This is a genomic window from Nocardioides thalensis (assembly GCF_013410655.1).
GTDB classification, from domain to species: domain Bacteria; phylum Actinomycetota; class Actinomycetes; order Propionibacteriales; family Nocardioidaceae; genus Nocardioides; species Nocardioides thalensis.
Map to the genome: position 1 here is coordinate 4535574 of NZ_JACCFP010000001.1, position 19595 is coordinate 4555168.

At 70.5% G+C, this 19595-nt stretch carries 18 protein-coding genes; 17 read left to right on the forward strand and 1 reads right to left on the reverse strand.

Annotated elements, in window-relative coordinates:
* The first annotated feature begins 34 nt into the window (after positions 1-34).
* The 12 genes from HNR19_RS22115 to HNR19_RS22170 all read left to right on the forward strand — a co-directional run bounded on the left by HNR19_RS22115 (position 35) and on the right by HNR19_RS22170 (position 12639).
* A complete protein-coding gene (locus HNR19_RS22115; protein WP_425490735.1) occupies positions 35-874 on the forward strand; it encodes a nitrilase-related carbon-nitrogen hydrolase in 840 nt (279 codons plus the stop codon).
* A 56-nt stretch (positions 875-930) separates the two neighbouring features.
* Positions 931-2373 carry a dihydropyrimidinase gene (gene hydA, locus HNR19_RS22120; protein WP_179669966.1) on the forward strand — a complete coding sequence of 481 codons (1443 nt, stop codon included), beginning with the start codon at positions 931-933 and terminating at the stop codon, positions 2371-2373.
* A gap of 8 nt (positions 2374-2381) precedes the next feature.
* Entirely contained in the window at positions 2382-3398 is a 1017-nt protein-coding gene (locus HNR19_RS22125; RefSeq protein WP_179669967.1) for a TIGR03842 family LLM class F420-dependent oxidoreductase, read from the forward strand.
* A 4-nt stretch (positions 3399-3402) separates the two neighbouring features.
* Entirely contained in the window at positions 3403-4275 is an 873-nt protein-coding gene (locus HNR19_RS22130) for an ABC transporter permease (RefSeq protein WP_179669968.1), read from the forward strand.
* Between the two features lie 61 nt (positions 4276-4336).
* Entirely contained in the window at positions 4337-5227 is an 891-nt protein-coding gene (locus tag HNR19_RS22135) for an ABC transporter ATP-binding protein (RefSeq protein WP_246303569.1), read from the forward strand.
* Positions 5227-6051: an ABC transporter permease gene (locus HNR19_RS22140; RefSeq protein WP_179669969.1), complete on the forward strand. Its 825-nt coding sequence runs from the start codon at positions 5227-5229 to the stop codon at positions 6049-6051. The genes HNR19_RS22135 and HNR19_RS22140 overlap by 1 nt, the downstream gene beginning before the upstream one ends.
* Positions 6052-6065: 14 nt before the next feature.
* Positions 6066-7205 carry an ABC transporter substrate-binding protein gene (locus HNR19_RS22145; RefSeq protein ID WP_179669970.1) on the forward strand — a complete coding sequence of 380 codons (1140 nt, stop codon included), beginning with the start codon at positions 6066-6068 and terminating at the stop codon, positions 7203-7205.
* 120 nt (positions 7206-7325) lie between these two features.
* Positions 7326-8657, forward strand: a complete 1332-nt coding sequence (locus HNR19_RS22150) for an aspartate aminotransferase family protein (RefSeq protein WP_179669971.1) — start codon at positions 7326-7328, stop codon at positions 8655-8657.
* Positions 8654-10150 (forward strand): CoA-acylating methylmalonate-semialdehyde dehydrogenase, encoded by a 1497-nt coding sequence (locus HNR19_RS22155; protein ID WP_179669972.1) that lies wholly within the window; start codon positions 8654-8656, stop codon positions 10148-10150. Before HNR19_RS22150 ends, HNR19_RS22155 begins: the two co-directional genes overlap by 4 nt.
* 31 nt (positions 10151-10181) lie before the next feature.
* Positions 10182-10763 carry a hypothetical protein gene (locus HNR19_RS22160; RefSeq protein WP_179669973.1) on the forward strand — a complete coding sequence of 194 codons (582 nt, stop codon included), beginning with the start codon at positions 10182-10184 and terminating at the stop codon, positions 10761-10763.
* Positions 10764-10802: 39 nt separating this feature from the next.
* Positions 10803-11570 (forward strand): SDR family NAD(P)-dependent oxidoreductase, encoded by a 768-nt coding sequence (locus HNR19_RS22165; RefSeq protein ID WP_179669974.1) that lies wholly within the window; start codon positions 10803-10805, stop codon positions 11568-11570.
* The gene (locus HNR19_RS22170) at positions 11563-12639 is read left to right on the forward strand and encodes a phosphotransferase (RefSeq protein WP_179669975.1); all 1077 of its coding nucleotides are present in this window, start codon (positions 11563-11565) and stop codon (positions 12637-12639) included. Before HNR19_RS22165 ends, HNR19_RS22170 begins: the two co-directional genes overlap by 8 nt.
* Positions 12640-12759: 120 nt before the next feature.
* Here HNR19_RS22170 and HNR19_RS22175 read toward each other — a convergent pair whose 3' ends face one another.
* Entirely contained in the window at positions 12760-13536 is a 777-nt protein-coding gene (locus HNR19_RS22175; protein ID WP_179669976.1) for an SDR family oxidoreductase, read from the reverse strand.
* 70 nt (positions 13537-13606) lie between these two features.
* On the opposite strand from HNR19_RS22175, the gene HNR19_RS22180 reads away from it, so the two are divergent.
* The 5 genes from HNR19_RS22180 to HNR19_RS22200 all read left to right on the forward strand — a co-directional run bounded on the left by HNR19_RS22180 (position 13607) and on the right by HNR19_RS22200 (position 19587).
* The gene (locus tag HNR19_RS22180; RefSeq protein ID WP_343047328.1) at positions 13607-14233 is read left to right on the forward strand and encodes a TetR/AcrR family transcriptional regulator; all 627 of its coding nucleotides are present in this window, start codon (positions 13607-13609) and stop codon (positions 14231-14233) included.
* Complete coding sequence (locus HNR19_RS22185; protein ID WP_179669977.1) at positions 14230-15030, forward strand: TIGR03084 family metal-binding protein; 801 nt, start codon at positions 14230-14232, stop codon at positions 15028-15030. Before HNR19_RS22180 ends, HNR19_RS22185 begins: the two co-directional genes overlap by 4 nt.
* Positions 15027-16772: an acyclic terpene utilization AtuA family protein gene (locus HNR19_RS22190; RefSeq protein WP_179669978.1), complete on the forward strand. Its 1746-nt coding sequence runs from the start codon at positions 15027-15029 to the stop codon at positions 16770-16772. The genes HNR19_RS22185 and HNR19_RS22190 overlap by 4 nt, the downstream gene beginning before the upstream one ends.
* Complete coding sequence (locus HNR19_RS22195; protein WP_179669979.1) at positions 16772-17938, forward strand: acyl-CoA dehydrogenase family protein; 1167 nt, start codon at positions 16772-16774, stop codon at positions 17936-17938. The genes HNR19_RS22190 and HNR19_RS22195 overlap by 1 nt, the downstream gene beginning before the upstream one ends.
* Before the next feature lie 98 nt (positions 17939-18036).
* The gene (locus HNR19_RS22200) at positions 18037-19587 is read left to right on the forward strand and encodes an acyl-CoA carboxylase subunit beta (RefSeq protein WP_179670447.1); all 1551 of its coding nucleotides are present in this window, start codon (positions 18037-18039) and stop codon (positions 19585-19587) included.
* The last annotated feature ends 8 nt before the right edge of the window (positions 19588-19595 follow it).

Sequence of the window (19595 nt, forward strand, 5' to 3'; positions counted from 1 at the left end):
TTCCCCGAGCTTGCGGAGGCCCCCGTTGACCATCGTGCGCGCAGCGATCAGCCAGACCACCTGGACCGGCGACAAGGAGTCGATGCTCGACCGTCACGAGCAGTTCTCCCGTGACGCCGCCGAGCAGGGCGCCCAGGTGATGTGCTTCCAGGAGCTCTTCTACGGCCCCTACTTCGGCATCACCCAGGACCAGAAGTACTACCGCTACGCTGAGCCCGCCGACGGCCCGATCGTGCAGCGCTTCGCCGCGCTCGCGAAGGAGCTCGGCATGGTGCACATCCTCCCGATCTACGAGGAGGAGCAGACCGGCGTCTACTACAACACCACGGTCGTCGTCGACGCCGACGGCACGGTCCTCGGCAAGTACCGCAAGAACCACATCCCGCACGTGGAGAAGTTCTGGGAGAAGTTCTACTTCCGTCCCGGCAACCTCGGCTACCCGGTCTTCGAGACCGCGGTCGGCAAGGTCGGCACCTACATCTGCTACGACCGCCACTTCCCCGAGGGCTGGCGCGAGCTCGGCCTCAACGGCGCGCACATGGTGTTCAACCCCAACGCCACCAAGCCCGGCCTCTCCAACCGGCTCTGGGAGGTCGAGGGCCCCTGCGCCGCGGTCGCCAACGGCTACTTCGTCCTCCAGCCCAACCGGGTCGGTCTCGAGGACAACGAGTACGGCGCCGAGGCGGTCAAGTTCTACGGCACCAGCCAGATCATCGACCCGCGCGGCAACTTCGTCGGCGACCTCGGCTCGAGCGAGAAGGAGGAGCTGCTGGTGCGCGACCTCGACCTCGACATGGTCCAGCAGATGCGCGACGACTGGCAGTTCTACCGCGACCGCCGGCCCGACTCGTACGCCGCGATCGCCAAGCCCTGAATCTCGATACGCCGGAGCCCTAGGGGGCTCCGGCTACTCGATCACCGAGGAGAGTAATGAGCACCCTGCTGATCAAGGGCGGCACGGTCGTCAACGCGACCGGCACCGTGACCGCCGACGTGCTGGTCGACGGCGAGACCATCGCCGCCGTCCTCGAGCCCGGGTCCACGCTGCTCGGCAGCGACCTCGCGAGCAGCGTGGACACGGTGATCGACGCGACCGGGAAGCTCGTCATCCCGGGCGGCATCGACGCCCACACCCACATGCAGCTGCCGTTCGGCGGCACGTTCGCGTCCGACACGTTCGAGACCGGCACCGTCGCGGCGGCGTGGGGCGGCACCACCTCGATCATCGACTTCGCCGTGCAGAAGTACGGCGAGCGCGTCGAGGACGGGCTCGCCCACTGGCACGAGCTGGCCGGCGGCAACTGCGCCGTCGACTACGGCTTCCACCAGATCATCGGCGGCGTCGACGACGAGTCCCTCAAGGCGATGGAGAACCTCGTCGACGAGGGCATCACGTCCTACAAGATGTTCATGGCCTACCCCGGCGTCTTCTACTCCGACGACGCCCAGATCCTCCGGGCCATGCAGAAGGCCCGCGAGATGGGCCTCCTGACGATGATGCACGCCGAGAACGGCCCCGCGATCGACGTCCTCGCCGCGCAGCTGGCCGAGTCCGGCAAGACCGCGCCGTACTTCCACGGCATCGCGCGCGCCTGGCAGATGGAGGAGGAGGCCACGCACCGGGCGATCATGCTCGCCGACCTCACCGACGCGCCGCTCTACATCGTCCACATGAGCGCGAAGCAGGCCGTGCAGCAGGTCGCGTGGGCCCGCGACAACGGCAAGAACGTCTTCGGCGAGACCTGCCCGCAGTACCTCTACCTCTCGCTCGAGAAGCAGCTCGGCGCGAAGAGCGACGAGTGGGGCGACTTCGAGGGCGCCAAGTGGGTCTGCTCGACGCCGCTTCGCTCCGAGGAGGAAGGCCACCTGGAGGCCATGTGGCAGGGGCTGCGCACCAACGACCTCCAGATGGTGTCGACCGACCACTGCCCGTTCTGCATGAAGGACCAGAAGGAGCTCGGCAAGGACGACTTCCGCGCGATCCCCAACGGCATCGGCTCGATCGAGCACCGCGTCGACCTGCTCTACCAAGGCGTCGTCGACGGCCGGATCTCGCTGCCGCGGTGGGTCGAGCTCATCTCCACCACGCCGGCGCGGATGTTCGGCCTCTACGGCAAGAAGGGCGTCATCCAGCCCGGTGCCGACGCCGACATCGTGGTCTACGACCCCAACGGCCACACCTCGATCGGCTACGGCGAGGGCAAGAAGCACCACATGAACATGGACCACTCCGCGTGGGAGGGCTTCGAGATCGACGGGCACGTCGACGTGACCATCTCCCGCGGCACGGTGCTCGTCGAGAACGGCGAGTTCAAGGGAACCGTCGGCCACGGCCAGTTCCTCAAGCGCGACCTGACCCAGTACCTGACCTAAGGAGCACCATGGACTTCGGAGTTGTTCTCCAGACCAACCCGCCCGCCTGGCGCACGGTCGGCCTGGCCAAGCAGGCGGAGGAGCACGGGTTCGACTACGTGTGGACGTTCGACTCCCACCTGCTGTGGCAGGAGCCCTACGTCATCTACTCGGCGATCCTCAACGAGACCAAGCGGGTCATCGTGGGCCCGATGGTCACCAACCCGGCCACGCGCGACTGGACGGTCACGGCGTCGGTGTTCGCCACGCTCAACGAGATGTACGGCAACCGCACCGTCGTCGGCATCGGCCGCGGCGACTCCGCCGTCCGCGTGCTCAACGGCAAGCCGTGCACGCTCAAGGAGGTGCGCGAGGCGACCCACGTGATCCGCGAGCTCGGCAACTGCCGGCCGGTGGAGGTCAACGGCGCGACCCTGCAGTTCCCGTGGGCACGCACGTCCGAGCTCGAGGTCTGGATCGCGGCCTACGGACCGCTCGCCCTGAAGACGGCCGGCGAGGCGGGCGACGGGTTCATCCTCCAGCTCGCCGACGTCGACGTGGCCAAGTGGATGATCACCAAGGTCAAGGAGGCGGCCGCGGCGGCCGGGCGTGACCCGGAGGCGCTGACGTTCTGCGTCGCCGCGCCGGCGTACGTCGGCGACGACATCAAGCACATGCGCGAGCAGACCCGGTGGTTCGGCGGCATGGTCGGCAACCACATCGCCGACATCGTGAACAAGTACGGGACCGAGGCCGACTTCCCGCAGGTGCTGATCGACTACATCGCCGGCCGCACCGGCTACGACTACAACACCCACGGCAAGGCCGACAACGACCACGTCGACTTCGTGCCCGACGAGATCGTCGACCGCTTCTGCATCCTCGGGACCCCCGAGGAGCACGTCGCCAAGCTCGAGGAGCTCAAGGCCATCGGCGTCGACCAGTTCTCGGTCTACCTCCAGCACGACAACAAGGAGGAGACGATGCGCCTGTACGGCGAGTCGATCATGCCGAAGCTCCGCGACCACGTGACCGCGAAGGCCTGAGCCCTTGGTCGCACGAATCCGACCCCTGCTCCTCGGGATCCTCGGCCTGCTCGCCGTGGCCGCCCTGTGGGAGGGCTACAAGGCGCTCGGTCCCGAGGACGGCCTGCTGGTGGGGGACAACCGGGTGCTGCCGCGCACCACCGACCTGGCGATGCCCCACGTCTGGGACATCGTGCAGCGGATCCTCGAGCCCGCCACCAGTCTCGACGGCGCCGAGCCGCTGTGGCTCCTCGTGGCGAAGGCCGCGGGCGTGTCGCTCGGCATCGCCGCGGTGGGCTGGCTCGCCGGCACGCTCGTCGGGCTCCTGCTCGCGGTGCTGATGCAGGGCGTCCGGATCGCCGAGTGGGGCCTGCTGCCCTGGATCGTGCTGAGCCAGACCGTGCCGCTCATCGCGTTCGCCCCGGTGGTGCGCAGTTGGGGCTCACGCGTCGAGATCGGCGGCTGGGAGTGGCCGCCGTGGCTCTCCGTCGCGGTGATCGCCAGCTATCTCGCGTTCTTCCCGGTCGCCGTCGGAGCGCTCAAGGGCCTCCAGTCGCCCGAGCGCACCCACACCGAGCTGATGCACACCTACGCCGCGGGCTGGTGGAAGACCCTGCTCAAGGTGCGGTTCCCCGCCGCCGTGCCCTACCTGCTGCCGGCCCTGCGACTGGCTGCGGCCAGCGCCGTGGTCGGCGGCGTGGTCGCCGAGGTGTCGACCGGCTACCTCGACGGCATCGGGCGGCTCCTGGTCAGCTTCGCCGGCCAGGCGTCCGGCGACCCGGCGAAGGCCTGGGCGCCGATCCTCGGCGCCATCGGCCTCGGCCTGGTGGCCGCCGGATTCGTGGCGCTGCTCGGGGTGCTGCTCAGGAACTACCGCCGCGGGGAGGCGACAGCATGAGCACCCCACGACGTTCTTCTCCCCCGCTTCGCTCCTCCGAACAACGCCGCAGGGACCCCGCATGACCGGAACCGAAGAGATGACCCCCACCGAAGGGCCAGCAGTGAACAGCCGCGACAGCCTCGACAGCTCCGCCTTCGACACCGCTCCGGCCGGCGACGCCGTCCGCGTCACCGGCGTCGACAAGGTCTTCGCCGCCAAGGGTGGCGCCGTGGAGGCTCTCTCCGGCATCGACCTCACCGTCGGCCCCGGTGAGTTCGTGTCGCTGATCGGCCCGTCCGGGTGCGGCAAGTCCACGCTGATGCGGCTGGTCGCCGACCTCGACCAGCCGACCGCCGGCACCGTCGAGGTGTTCGGCAAGAGCGCCGCCCAGGCGCGCCGCGACCAGGACTACGGCATCGCGTTCCAGCAGGCCGGCCTGCTGCCCTGGCGCACGGTCGCCGGCAACATCGCGCTGCCGCTCGAGCTCCACCGGGTCGGCAAGGCCGAGCGCAAGGAGCGCGTCGCCGAGCTCGCCGAGCTGGTCGGCCTCGAGGCGTTCGTCGACCGGCACCCCGACCAGCTGTCGGGCGGCATGCAGCAGCGCGTGGCGATCGCTCGCGCCCTGGCCGAGCGGCCGCGGCTGCTGCTGATGGACGAGCCGTTCGGCGCGCTCGACGAGATGACCCGCGAGCGGATGCAGTCCGAGCTGGCGCGGATCGCCGGCGAGACCGGGGCCGCGGTCGTGTTCGTCACCCACTCGATCCCGGAGGCGGTCTTCCTGTCCGACCGGGTCGTCGTGATGTCGCCCCGCCCGGGCCGCGTGAGCGGCATCGTCACCACCGGGATCCCGCGGTCGGTCGCGCGCGACGAGGCACTGCGCGAGGCGAGCGTCTTCTTCGAGAAGGTCACCGAGGTGCGCGAGGCGCTGCACGGCGCGCCGGTGGCCAAGGCCGCCAGGGAGCAGCGCTGATGGCCACTGCCACCACCGTCACCACGAGCGTCACCCCGACCCGCGCCGGGCGCGGGGTCGGGCAGGTGCTCCGCGTCGCCGCGCCTGTGGTCGTGGGGCTCGCCGGGCTGTTCGTCTGGTGGCTGCTGACCGACGTCGTCGGCGTCGAGGAGTACCTCCTGCCCGGCCCGGCGGAGGTGCGCGAGGAGTTCGCCGCCAACTTCGACGCGATCAAGGAGGCGGCGACCACCACCGGCGTCAACGCGCTCTTCGGCCTGGTGGCCGGCAGTGTGCTCGGCGTCCTGCTGGCGACCGTCGCCGGCTGGGTGCGCGCCGTCGACGGCATGCTCGCGCCGGTCGTCGCCTCGATCGCGGTGGTCCCGATCGTCGCGCTCGCGCCGGTCCTCAACACGATGTACGGCGCCGACAGCGAGTACGGCCGACGGATGATCGCCACCCTCGCGGCGTTCGTGCCCGTCTTCGTCAACACGCTCCGGGGCCTGCGCCAGACCACGCCGATCCAGCGCGACCTGATGCGCGCGACCGCGGCCGGGCCGCTGCAGTCGTTCCGCGCGGTCACGCTGCCCACAGCGGCGCCATACGCCATCACCGGTGTCCGCATCGCCAGCTCGCTCGCGGTGATCTCCGCGCTGGTGGCCGAGTACTTCGGCGGTCCGCGCGGCGGGCTCGGCGCCTTCATCTCGACGTCCGCAGCGACCAGCGCCTATGCCCGTGCCTGGGCGTACGTCGGCGCGGCGATCCTTCTCGGTCTCGCGTTCTACGTCGTCACCGCGGCGATCGAGCGCCTCGCGCAGCACCAGTGGCCCACCACGGATGCCCGATGAAAGGAAACCTGCCCATGAAGAACCGCATGAGACGCGCCCTCGTGACCAGCCTGGTCACGATCGCCGTCGCCCCGATGATCGCCGCCTGTGGTGACAGCGACGACGGTGGCGGCGGGGGCGACGGCGACCTGACCGAGGTCACGCTGCAGCTGCAGTGGCTGCCGCAGGCCCAGTTCGCCGGCTACTACGCCGCCGTCGAGCAGGGGTTCTTCGAGGAGGAGGGCCTCGAGGTCGAGATCGTCCCGTCCGGAGGCGACATCGTGCCGCAGGACGCGCTCGCCGCCGGCGACGCCGACTACGCGATCGCGTGGGTGCCGAAGGTGCTCGGGTCGATCGAGGGTGGCGCCAACCTGACCAACGTCGCGCAGATCTTCCAGCGCTCGGGCACGCTGCAGGTCTCGTGGGCCGACTCCGGCATCGAGTCGGTCGCCGACTTCGAGGGTCAGCGCATCGGCTCGTGGGGCTTCGGCAACGAGTGGGAGATCTTCGCGGCCATGGCCGCGGAGGGCCTCGACTCCGAGTCGGTCGAGATCGTCACGCAGGACTTCAACATGAACGCGTTCCTCTCCGGCGACATCGACGCCGCGCAGGCGATGACCTACAACGAGTACGCGCAGCTCCTCGAGACCGTGAACCCCGACACCGGCGAGCTCTACCAGCCGGAGGACTTCAACGTCATCTCCTACGAGGACACCGAGGGCGCCATGCTCCAGGACGCGATCTGGGCCGACACCGAGCGGCTGGAGAGCGACGAGGAGTACGCCGAGACCACGGTCGCGTTCCTGAAGGCCGTCATCAAGGGCTGGGCGTTCGCGCGTGACAACGTGGAGGAGGCCGCGCAGATCACGGTCGACGCCGGCTCTGCCTGGCCGCCGACCCACGAGCTGTGGATGGCCAACGAGGTCAACAAGCTGATCTGGCCGGCAGAGAACGGCATCGGCGTGATCGACGAGGCGGCCTGGCAGCAGACCGTCGACGGGGCGCTCTCCGCGGTCAACGAGCAGGGACAGAACCTGATCACCGAGGAGCCGCCCGAGACCGCTTACGACAACACCTACATCGAGCAGGCCATCGAGGAACTGGGCGACGAGGTCGACACCACCGGTGCCGACTACGAGCCGATCGAGGTCGAGCTCACCGAGGGCGGCAACTAGCCGCCCGCCCGGTCCGGGGACAGCCGGGTGGGTGAGTGCGTGGGGCGCTCATCCACCCGGTACCGCCGGTTCCGGGCACGACACGGCATCACCAGAGAAGCAGCACCGAGATGAGGAGCAATGACGCAAGCAGACCTCGACCGTGACCTCGACGCGCTCACCGCGGAGCTCGACAAGGGGCACGTCTTCCACTCCTGGAGCGCCCAGGCGGCGCTCAAGCCGTTGCCCGTCGCGGGCGGCCTCGGCACCAAGGTGTGGGACCACTCGGGCCGCACCTATCTCGACTTCTCCAGCCAGCTGGTCAACGTCAACATCGGCCACCAGCACCCGGCGGTGATCGCCGCGATCAAGGAGCAGGCCGACAAGCTGGCGACCATCGGGCCCGCGACCGCCAACCTGACGCGGGGCGAGGCGGCCAAGCGGATCACCGCGCTGGCACCCGACGGCCTCGACAAGGTCTTCTTCACCAACGGCGGGGCCGACGCGATCGAGAACGCGATCCGGATGGCGCGCCTGCACACCGGTCGCGACAAGGTGATCTCGCGCTACCGGTCCTACCACGGCAACACCGGCGCCGCGATCGTCGCGACCGGCGACTGGCGCCGGATCCCCAACGAGTACGCGCGCGGCCACGTGCACGCGTTCGGCCCCTACCTCTACCGGTCGGAGTTCTGGGCCACGACGCCGGAGGAGGAGTGCGAGCGCGCGCTCCAGCACCTGCGGCGCGTCGTCGAGTGCGAGGGTCCCGCCAGCGTCGCGGCGATCCTCCTCGAGACCATCCCCGGCACCGCCGGGATCATGGTGCCGCCGCCGGGCTATCTCGCCGGTGTAGGGGCGCTCGCCGACGAGCACGGCATCCTGCTGATCCTCGACGAGGTGATGGCCGGCTTCGGCCGCACGGGCGAGTGGCTCGCCCTCGACGGCTTCGACGTCAAGCCCGACCTGATCACCTTCGCCAAGGGCGTCAACTCCGGCTACGTGCCGGTGGGCGGCGTCATCATCAGCAACGAGGTCGCCGCGACGTTCGACGACCGGGTCTTCCCCGGCGGCCTGACCTACAGCGGCCACCCGCTCGCTGCGGCCTCGATCGTCGGCGCGCTCGACGCCATGCAGGCCGAGGGCATCGTCGACCACGCCCGGCAGATCGGCGCCGAGGTGATCGGGCCCGGCCTCGCCGAGCTGGCCGACAAGCACCGCGTCGTCGGCGAGGTGCGCGGCCTGGGCGTCTTCTGGGCGATGGAGCTGGTCGCCGACCCCGCGACCCGCGAGCCCCTCCCCGCAGCGCTGATGGGCAAGGCGAAGGCGGCGTGCGTCGAGCGCGGACTGCTGCCCTTCGTCGTCGACAACCGCATCCACGTCGTACCGCCGTGCGTCGTCACCGCCGACGAGGTCGGCGAGGCGCTCGCGACGTACGACGCCGTACTCACCCTTCTGGACGGAGAAATCGCATGACCACCCCCGTGCTCGACCACTGGATCGCCGGCGGCCCCGACGCCGGCACCTCGACCCGCACCGGCCCCGTCTACGACCCCGCGCTCGGCGTCGTGGCCAAGGAGGTCCGCCTCGGCTCCGCGGCCGACGTCGACAAGGCGGTCGCCACCGCCAAGGAGGCGTTCGCCTCGTGGGGCCGCACGTCGATCGCGAAGCGCCAGCAGGTGCTGTTCGGCTTCCGCGAGCTGCTCAACCAGCGCAAGGACGAGCTCGCGGCGATCCTCACCTCCGAGCACGGCAAGGTGCTCGGCGACGCGGCCGGCGAGGTCGCCCGCGGCCTGGAGGTCGTGGAGTTCGCGTGCGGCATGCCGCACCTGAGCAAGGGCGCCTACTCGCTGGGCGTCTCCACCGACGTCGACGTCTACTCGATCAAGGAGCCGCTGGGCGTCGTCGGCATCATCAGCCCGTTCAACTTCCCGGCGATGGTGCCCATGTGGTTCTTCCCGATCGCGATCGCGACGGGCAACGCCGTCGTGCTGAAGCCGAGCGAGAAGGACCCCAGCGTCGCCAACTGGATGGCCGCGCTGCTCAAGGAGGCCGGCCTCCCCGACGGCGTCTTCAACGTCGTCCACGGCGACAAGGAGGCCGTCGACGCGCTGCTCACGCACGACGACGTCGCGGCGATCTCGTTCGTCGGCTCCACGCCGATCGCGAAGTACGTCTACGAGACCGCGACCACCCACGGCAAGCGGGTGCAGGCCCTCGGCGGCGCCAAGAACCACATGCTGGTGCTGCCCGACGCCGACCTCGACCTGGTCGCCGACTCGGCCGTCAACGCGGGCTTCGGCTCCGCGGGCGAGCGGTGCATGGCGATCTCGGTCGTCGTCGCCGTCGACCCCGTCGGCGACGAGCTGATCGAGAAGGTCCGCGACCGGATGGGCAAGCTCGTCATCGGCGACGGCCGGCGCGGCTGCGACATGGGCCCGCTGATCACCCGGGAGCACCGCGACAAGGTCGCGGGCTACCTCGACGTCGCGGCCGAGGACGGCGCGTCGGTCGTGGTCGACGGGCGCGGGATCGAGGTCGACGGTGAGCCCGACGGCTTCTGGCTCGGCCCGTCGCTCGTCGACAAGGTGCCGACCACCTCGACGGTCTACACCGACGAGATCTTCGGCCCGGTGCTGTCGGTCGTGCGCGTCTCGTCGTACGCCGAGGGCGTCGAGCTCATCAACAGCGGGCCCTACGGCAACGGCACCGCCATCTTCACCAACGACGGCGGCGCTGCCCGGCGGTTCATGCTCGACGCCGAGGTCGGCATGGTCGGCGTCAACGTGCCGATCCCGGTGCCGGTCGCCTACCACTCGTTCGGTGGTTGGAAGGCGTCGATCTTCGGCGACGCGAAGGCCTACGGCCCGCAGGGCGTGGAGTTCTTCACCCGCGAGAAGGCGGTCACCTCGCGCTGGCTCGACCCGAGCCACGGCGGGATCAACCTGGGCTTCCCGCAGAACGACTGACGTCGCCCGCACGGCGGCCTAGCCTCGGCACATGAGGCTTTCTCGAGGTACCAGGACGGCTGCCGTCGCTCTCGTGGCGGCGGCAGCCGTTGCTGCGGGCGTCCCGCCAGCGACGGCGGCGACCGACGTCGCCCGTGACCCGGCGCGCGACGTCGTGAAGGTCGCGATCCCGAGCGGTGACGAGTCCGACGCGCCCGCCAACCAGACGGTCGACGTAACCCGCTTCACCACCCGGCACCGCGGCACCCGGGTGCGCCTCGTGGTCGAGGCTCGCGAGCTTGGCGACCACATCGCGCTGCAGCTCCGGATCCGCACGCCGCGCAAGAGCTACTTCGGGTACGTCGAGAACGAGGGCGGGACGGTCTTCAAGGGACTCTCGACGAAGAACGGGTCCGCCGTGTGCGCCGGTCGCATCGGTGCCGGCGTCAGCCCGAGCGCCGACACGGTGTCGTTCACGGTGCCGCGCGGCTGCATCGGCAAGCCGCGCTGGGTGCGCACCGGTGCCCTCGCGTCGACCGGCACCTCCGACAACATCTGGTACGACGACGCGCGGCGGGACGGGTCGTTCGACATCGGGAGCATCCGGCTCGGCCCGCGGGTGGGGCACAACTGACGCACCCCCGGTCTGGCCCGACCCACTAGAGTCGCGGCCGTGCCCGCACCGGAACGTGTTCTCATCACCGGCGCCGCGTCCGGCCTCGGCGCGGCGCTCGCCGCGGCCTACGAGAGCCGCGGCGCGCAGGTCCTGCGCACCGACCGGCGGGAGGCGGACGGCGTACGCCGGCTCGACGTGACCAGCGACGACGACTGGTCCGCGGCGGCCGCCCACGTCGAGGAGACGTGGGGCGGGATCGACGTGCTCGTCAACAACGCCGGCGTCGCGGGCGGCGGCCGGCTCGACGTGGCGGGCCTCGACGAGTGGCAGTGGATCTTCGACATCAACCTCTTCGGGGCGGTGCGCGGGACCCGCGCGTTCACGCCGATGTTCAAGCGGCAGCGGTCCGGTCGCGTCGTCAACGTCGCCTCGCTCGCGGGGCTGGTACACCCGGCCGGCATGGCGTCCTACAACGCGGTCAAGGCCGCGGTGGTGGCCCTGACCGAGACGACCGGCCACGAGCTCGCGGCGTACGGCGTGACCGCCCACGTGGTGTGCCCGTCGTACTTCCGCACCAACCTGATGAGCTCGATCCAGGGCCGTGACACCGCGCTCGCCGGAGTGATGCGGCACCTGGTCGAGCAGGCTCCCCTCGGCGCCGAGGAGATCGCCGCCGAGGTGCTGGCGGCGCTCGACCGCGGCGAGGAGCTGGTGCTCCCCGACCCGGCCGCGCGGGCGGCGTACGACCTCAAGGTGGGCGACCGGCCCGCCTACGACCAGGTGCTCCGCGCCCAGGCGCGGAAGCTGGAGGAGAGCAGTGGCTGACGAGAGCAGGCCGGTCCGCGACGAGGACGCGTTCGACGTCGGGGCCGTGCAGAGGTGGCTCGACGAGGTCGCCCCCGGCGCTGGACAGATCGGCGAGGTGCGGCAGTTCCCCGGCGGCGCGTCCAACCTCACCTACCTGCTCCGGCTGGTCGAGAGCGAGGGCGGCGTGCGGGAGCTGATCCTGCGCCGGCCGCCCGCGGGCACCAAGGCCAAGGGCGCCCACGACATGAGCCGGGAGTACCGCATCCAGCGGGCCCTGGCGCCGGTCTTCCCCCAGGTGCCGCGGATGATCGCCTACGCCACCGAGGCCGACAGCCCCATCGGCAGCGAGCTCTACGTCATGGAGCGCCTCGACGGGCTGATCCCGCGCCGCGACTTCGGCTTCCCGGTCAGCCCCGAGCAGGCCGACGGCCTCTGCAACGCGGCCGTCGACACGCTGGTCGCGCTGCACTCCGTCGACGTCACGGCGGTGCCCGACCTCCAGGAGCTCAACCGCGGCGACGGCTACGTCGCGCGCCAGATCGGTGGCTGGATCAAGCGGCTCGCCAACGCGCGCACCGACGACACCGGCGACTGGTCCGACATCACCTCCTGGCTCGACGAGCACCAGCCCGCCGACGTCGGGCAGCGGATGATCCACAACGACTACCGGCTCGACAACATGGTGCTCGCCGCCGACGACCCCACCCGGATCATCGGCGTGCTCGACTGGGAGCTGGCCACCGTCGGCGACCCGCTGATGGACCTCGGCTGCACGCTGGCGTACTGGGTGCAGGCCGACGACGACGAGTTCTTCCAGATGACCCGCCGGCAGCCCACCGCCGAGCCGGGCATGTGGACCCGCCACCAGCTCATCGACGCCTACCTCGAGCGGATGGGTCTCGAGCTCACGCCGGAGCAGTGGCGGTTCTACGAGGTCTACGGGCTGTTCCGGTTCGCCGTGATCGCACAGCAGATCTGGTACCGCTACTTCCACAAGCAGACGACCAACGAGGCGTACGCCGCCTTCGGGCCTGCGGTCGCGGGCTTCGAGCAGCGCTGCCGCCGGATCATCACCCAGGGCGGATAGCGGCTCGGCTCCGCGGTTCTGGGTACCGGCGGTTCATGAAGACGATCCTGGTCATCCTGCTGATCATCCTTGTCATCGCGGCCCTCTTCTGGGTGCTGCGCCGCGGACGGGTCTGACCCGTCAGATCAGCTTCTTGAGCACGCCCAGCGGGGCGTGCTTCATCACCGGCGCCATGCCCGCCCACGGGATCTGGGGCACGCAGGCGTCGGCGACCTCCTTCTCGATGGCGGCGACCATCGAGCGGACGCCCTTCTCGGTGGAGGCCATCAGCGGGGTCGACTGCTCGACCTTCTCGTTCATCTCCGAGCGGATGTAGCCCGGGTAGAGCACGGTCACCTTGATCCGCTTCTGGAGCTGGGTGCCGTGCAGCTCGGTGCGCAGCCCCTCGGCGAGGTGCGCCACACCGGCCTTCGTGGCGGCGTACGTCGTCATCGAGCTGGGCATCCCGCGCATCGCCGACATCGACGACACCATCACCAGGTGGCCGGCCTCCTGCTCGCGGAAGATCTCCATGGCCGCCTCGGTCTGCGCGAGGGCGCCCACGAAGTTGGTCATCGCCGTCTCGAGGTTGGCGTCGAACCGTCCGGTGCCGAGCCGCGCGCCCTTGCCGAGCCCGGCGTTGACCACCACCCGGTCGATGCGGCCGAGCTCGTCGGCGAACGACCGGAACGTCGAGAAGACCGCCTCGTGGTCGGTGACGTCGAGCGCGCGCACTGCGATCCGCGGCGCCTCGTGGTCGTGGCCTGCGTGGGCCGAGGCGATCTCGGCCTTCAGCTCCTCGAGCCGCTCGGTCCGGCGCGCCGCCAGCGCCAGGTCGTAGCCCTTCTCCGCGAACTGGCGGGCCATCTCGGCGCCCAGGCCGCTGGACGCGCCGGTGATCAGGATCGTCTTCGACATGCGGGTGAGTGTGACATGAACACTTACAGACAGTCTTGACTGTTTGTTTCTTCGCGGCCATGCTGGGCGGGTGTCGACGTCCGCCCACACCCGCGTTCCGCAGGAGGAGCGCACCCGCGCCATGCGGCAGCGGCTGATGGAGGCGACCTTCGAGCTGCTCGTCGAGAAGGGGTACGGCGGCACCAGCACCACGCTGGTGTCCGAGCGCGCCGGCGTCAGTCGGGGCGCGCAGCTGCACCACTTCCCCACGAAGATCGACCTCGTCGTCGCGACGATGACCCACGTGACCGAGCGGCGCGGCCAGGAGCTGCTGGCCGCGGTGGCGAACCTGCCCCAGGGCGCCAAGCGCACCCAGGCGGTCGTGCGCATGCTCGGGGAGCACTTCGCCGGTCCCGAGTTCACCGCGGCGCTCGAGCTCTGGGTCGCCGCCCGGACCGACCCGGCGCTCCTCGAGGCGGTCGCCCCCCTCGAGCAGCGCGTCGGCCGCGAGACGCATCGGATGACGCTCGACCTCCTCGGTGCCGACGAGTCGCAGCCCGGCGTCCGAGAGCTGGTCCAGGCCACGCTCGACCTGGTGCGCGGCCTCGGCCTCGCCAACACCATCGGCGACGACGCCCGCCGTCGCCGGCGGATCCTCGACCAGTGGGCCGTGACGCTGGAGGCGGCCCTCCAGGAGACGCAAGGAGGAGACGCGTGAGCGTGTTCGAAGGGGTCCTCGCCGACCTCACCGCCGAGGGCGACGAGCTGCGTACGGCGGTCGCCGGCCTGCCCGAGAGCGGCTGGGACGCGCCGACGCCGGCCGAGGGCTGGAGCGTCGCGACCACGATCGCGCACCTGGTCTGGACCGACGAGGTGGCGGTGCTCGCCGCCGCGGCCCACACCCCCGAGGGCAAGGAAGCGTGGGACGAGGTCGTCCTCCGGGCGATCGAGGACCCCAACGGCTTCGTCGACAAGGGCGCCTTCGAGATCAGCGGCAACCACGCGCCGGCTGAGCTCCTCGCGCGCTGGGACGCAGGCCGCGCCGCGCTCGCGGGCGCGCTGCGCGCCGTACCCGAGGGGCAGAAGATGCCGTGGTTCGGGCCGCCGATGTCGCCGACCTCGATGGCCACCGCTCGCTTCATGGAGACCTGGGCCCACGCGCTCGACGTCTACGACGCCGTCGGGCGGCGACCCGAGGTCACCGACCGCATCAAGCACGTCGCCCACCTCGGGGTGCGCACCCGCAACTACGCCTTCGCCAACAACGGGCTCGAGCCGCCCGCCGAGGAGTTCCGCGTCGCCCTGACCGCGCCCAGCGGCGAGGCCTGGACGTGGGGACCCGACGACGCGCCGCAGTCGGTGACCGGATCGGCCTACGACTTCTGCCAGCTCGTCACCCAGCGCGTGCACCGCGACGACACCGACCTGGTGGCCGTCGGCGCTGACGCCGAGAAGTGGCTGACCATCGCCCAGGCGTTCGCCGGCCCCGCCGGTGGAGGGAGGGACCCCCGATGACCGCACCCACCGGCGCGATCCGCATCGCCAACTGCTCCGGCTTCTACGGCGACCGGCTCTCCGCACTGCGCGAGCAGCTCGAGGGCGGCGACGTCGACGTGATCACCGGCGACTACCTCGCCGAGCTGACCATGCTCATCCTCGGCATGGACACGCTGCGCGACGCCGACCTCGGCTACGCGCGCACGTTCCTCCGCCAGCTCGAGGACACCCTCGGGCTCGCGCTCGACAGGGGCGTGAAGATCGTCAGCAACGCCGGCGGTCTCAACCCCGCGGGTCTCGCGACCAAGGTGCGCGAGCTCGCCGAGCGGCTCGGCCTCGACGCGAAGGTCGCCCACGTCGAGGGCGACGACCTGCGGCCGGCCAACCTGTTCGAGGGGGCGCTGACCGCCAACGCCTACCTCGGCGCGTTCGGCATCGCCTCCGCGCTGACCCGGGGTGCCGATGTCGTCGTGACCGGCCGCGTCACCGACGCCTCGGTCGTCGTCGCCCCGGCCATCGCCCACCACGGGTGGACCCCGACAGACTTCGACCAGCTCGCAGGCGCCGTCGTCGCCGGCCACGTCATCGAGTGCGGCACCCAGGCCACCGGTGGCAACTTCTCCGGGTTCCGTCAGCTGTTCCGCTCCGGCGCGCCGATGGACCGCCCGCTCGGGTTCCCGATCGCCGAGGTCGCCGCCGACGGCTCGAGCGTCATCACCAAGCACGAGGGCACCGGCGGCGCGGTCACCGTCGACACCGTCACCGCGCAGCTGCTCTACGAGATCCAGTCGACCCGCTACCTCAACCCCGACGTCACCACCCGCCTCGAGACCATCCGGCTGCGCGAGGTCGCCAAGGACCGGGTCGAGATCTCCGGCGTCACCGGCACCGCCCCGCCGGAGAAGCTCAAGGTCGCGGTCAATCGCCTCGGCGGCTACCGCAACACGATGGAGTTCATCCTCACCGGCCTCGACATCGACGCGAAGGCGGAGTGGATCCGCAGCCAGCTCGACGGCCAGTTCAAGGCCAGCGAGGTGACCTGGACCCAGACCGCCGCCCGGCTCGGCGACGCCGACACCGAGGAAGGCGCGTCGGTGCTGCTGCGCTGCGTCGGCAAGGACCCCTCGCCCGACCCGCTCGGCAAGCCGTTCACCGGCCCCGCCGTGGAGCTCGCGCTCGGCTCCTACCCGGGGTTCACGATGACCGGCCCGCCGGGCAAGCCGTCGCCGTACGGCGTCTACACCCCGGAGTACGTCGACCGCGGGCTGGTCGAGCACACCGTCGTGCACCACGACGGCACCCGCGAGGTGATCGCCGACCCGACCGACTTCATCGAGTCGGTCGCGCCCGACGAGCTCGACCCCGACCTGGGCCGCCGCCCGTCGCCGTACCCCGCGCCGCCGGACTCCATCACCCGCCGGATGCCGCTGGGCACCTTCGTGCACGCCCGGTCCGGCGACAAGGGCGGCGACGCCAACCTCGGCCTGTGGGTGGTCAACGACGGCTCGCCGAAGTACGACGCCCGCGTCACCTGGCTCGCCAAGCTGCTGAGCCCGCGCAAGGTGCGCGAGCTGGTGCCCGAGGCCAAGGACCTCGACGTCGACGTCTACGTGCTGCCCAACCTGGGCGCCGTCAACATCCTCATCCGCGGCCTGCTGGGGCAGGGCGTGGCCGAGACCGACCGCTTCGACCCCCAGGCCAAGGGCCTCGGCGAATGGGTGCGCAGCCGCATCGTCCACGTCCAGGAGGACCTCATCTGATGACTGTCCAGGCCACCACGTTCAACCACGGCTTCTCCGAGGAGCAGATCGCCCTCAAGCAGTCGGCGATCGAGTTCACCAAGCGCGAGGTGACGCCCCACCTCGACCAATGGGAGAAGGACGGCGAGATCCCGCGGGAGTTCCAGAAGAAGCTCGCGCACGCGGGCCTGCTCGGCGTCGGCGTCCCGGAGGAGGTCGGCGGCGACGGCGGCGACCTGATGGACGCCTGCGCGATGCAGGAGGGCTTCATGGAGGCCGGCTGGTCCGGCGGCCTGATGGCCTCGGCCTACACGCACGGCATCGCGATCCCGCACATCGTGGCCAACGGGTCGAAGGAGCTCATCGACACCTACGTGCGTCCCGTCCTCTCCGGCGACATGATCGGCTCGCTCGGGATCACCGAGCCCGGCACCGGCTCCGACGTCGCCGGCATCACCACCAAGGCGGTGCGCGACGGCGACGAGTGGGTGATCAACGGCGCCAAGATGTTCATCACCTCCTCGGTGCGCGGCGACTTCGTCACCACCGCGTGCCGCACCGGTGGCGAAGGAGCCCACGGCATCTCGCTCATCGTCGTGCCCAAGGGCACGCCCGGCTTCAGCGTCTCCCGCAAGCTCGACAAGATGGGCTGGCTCGCGTCCGACACCGGCGAGCTGACCTACGAGGACGTGCGCGTCCCGGTCACCAACCTGGTCGGCCAGGAGAACCACGGCTTCTACTACATCGCCGACCAGTTCGTCACCGAGCGGATCTGGCTCGCGCTGCTGGGCTACGGCCACGCGCTGCGATGCCTCAACCTCACCGCGCAGTACTGCAGGGACCGGGAGACGTTCGGCAAGCCGCTCCTGGCCAACCAGGTCGTGCGCGCGAAGCTGACTGAGATGCACCGGCAGGTCGCGGTCGCGCGGACCTACACGCTCGAGGTGGCCCAGCGCTACATCGCCGGCGAGCAGGTCATCGCCGAGGCCTGCCTCGCGAAGCAGACCGCGGTCGACACCGCCGTCTGGGTCGCCGACCAGGCCGTGCAGCTGCACGGCGGCATGGGCTACATGCGCGAGTCCGAGGTCGAGCGCCACTACCGGGACGTCCGCCTGCTGCCGATCGGGGGTGGCGCCACCGAGGTGCTCACCGACCTGGCGGCCCGACTGTTGGGGTACGCCAAGTGACCGACACCGTGACCGACACCGCTACCGACACCGTGACCGACACAGCTACCGACACCGCTACCGAGGAGCTCACTCCCGAGCAGCGGCGCCGTACGGCGATGCTGGAGAAGATCGCCCGCATCGAGGAGCAGAACCGCAAGGCCGTCGAGGCGGGCGGCAAGTACATCGAGCGCCACCACCAGCGGGGCAAGCTCACCGCCCGCGAGCGCATCGAGCTGCTCGTCGACGAGGGCTCGGCGTTCCTCGAGCTGATGCCGCTGGCCGGCTGGGGCTCCGACTTCGCCGTCGGCGCGAGCATGGTCACCGGCATCGGCGTCGTCGAGGGCGTCGAGTGCATGATCGTCGCCAACGACCCGACGGTGAAGGGCGGCGCCCTCAACCCGATGTCGCTGCGCAAGAGCTTCCGCGCCGCCGAGATCGCGGAGAAGAACATGCTCCCGTCGATCAACCTCACCGAGTCGGCCGGCGCCGACCTGCCGACGCAGAAGGACATCTTCATCCCCGGCGGCAAGGGCTTCCGCGACCTGACCCGGTCGTCGGCGATGAAGCTGCCGACGATCTCGGTCGTCTTCGGCAACTCGACCGCGGGCGGCGCCTACGTGCCGGGCATGAGCGACTACGTGATCATGGTCAAGGAGCGCGCGAAGGTCTTCCTGGCCGGGCCGCCGCTGGTGAAGATGGCCACCGGCGAGGAGACCGACGACGAGTCGCTCGGCGGCGCCGAGATGCACTCCCGCATCTCCGGCTCGAGCGACTTCCTCGCCCAGGACGAGCAGGACGCCATCCGGCTCGCCCGCCGCTGCATGGCGCGGCTGAACTGGCGCAAGAAGGGCAACCCGCCGGCGGCGACGTACGCCGAGCCCGACCTCGACCCCGAGGAGCTGCTCGACCTCTTCCCGGAGGACCTCAAGGAGCCGTTCGACCCGCGCGAGGCGATCCTGCGGATCGTCGACGGCACCTCGGCGGACAACGCCGTGCCGTTCGACGAGTTCAAGCCGCTCTACGGCTCCTCGCTCTGCGTCGGGTGGGCCAAGCTGCACGGGCACCCGATCGGAATCGTCACCAACGCGCGCGGCGTGCTGATGAGCGAGGAGGCCCAGAAGGCCGCGCAGTTCATCCAGCTGGCCAACCAGAAGGACACGCCCCTGCTGTTCCTGCACAACACCACCGGCTACATGGTCGGCAAGGACTACGAGCAGGGCGGCATCATCAAGGACGGCGCGAAGATGATCAACGCCGTCTCCAACTCCAAGGTCCCGCACCTGACGGTGATCATGGGCGCGTCGTACGGCGCCGGCAACTACGGCATGAACGGCCGCGCCTACGACCCGCGGTTCCTCTTCACCTGGCCGTCGGCGAAGTCGGCGGTGATGGGCTCCGAGCAGCTCGCCGGCGTGATGGAGATCGTCGCGCGCGAGTCGGCGGAGAAGAAGGGCGAGCCCTTCAACGCCGAGGAGTTCCAGGGCATCAAGGACTTCGTGATGCAGGCCGTCGAGGACCAGTCGCTGCCGGAGTTCCTGTCGGGCCTGGTCTACGACGACGGGGTCATCGACCCGCGCGACACCCGGACGGTGCTGGGCATCTGCCTGTCCGTCATCGACAACCAGCCGATCGAGGGCGCCATGAACTTCGGCGTCTTCAGGATGTGAGCCGCGCC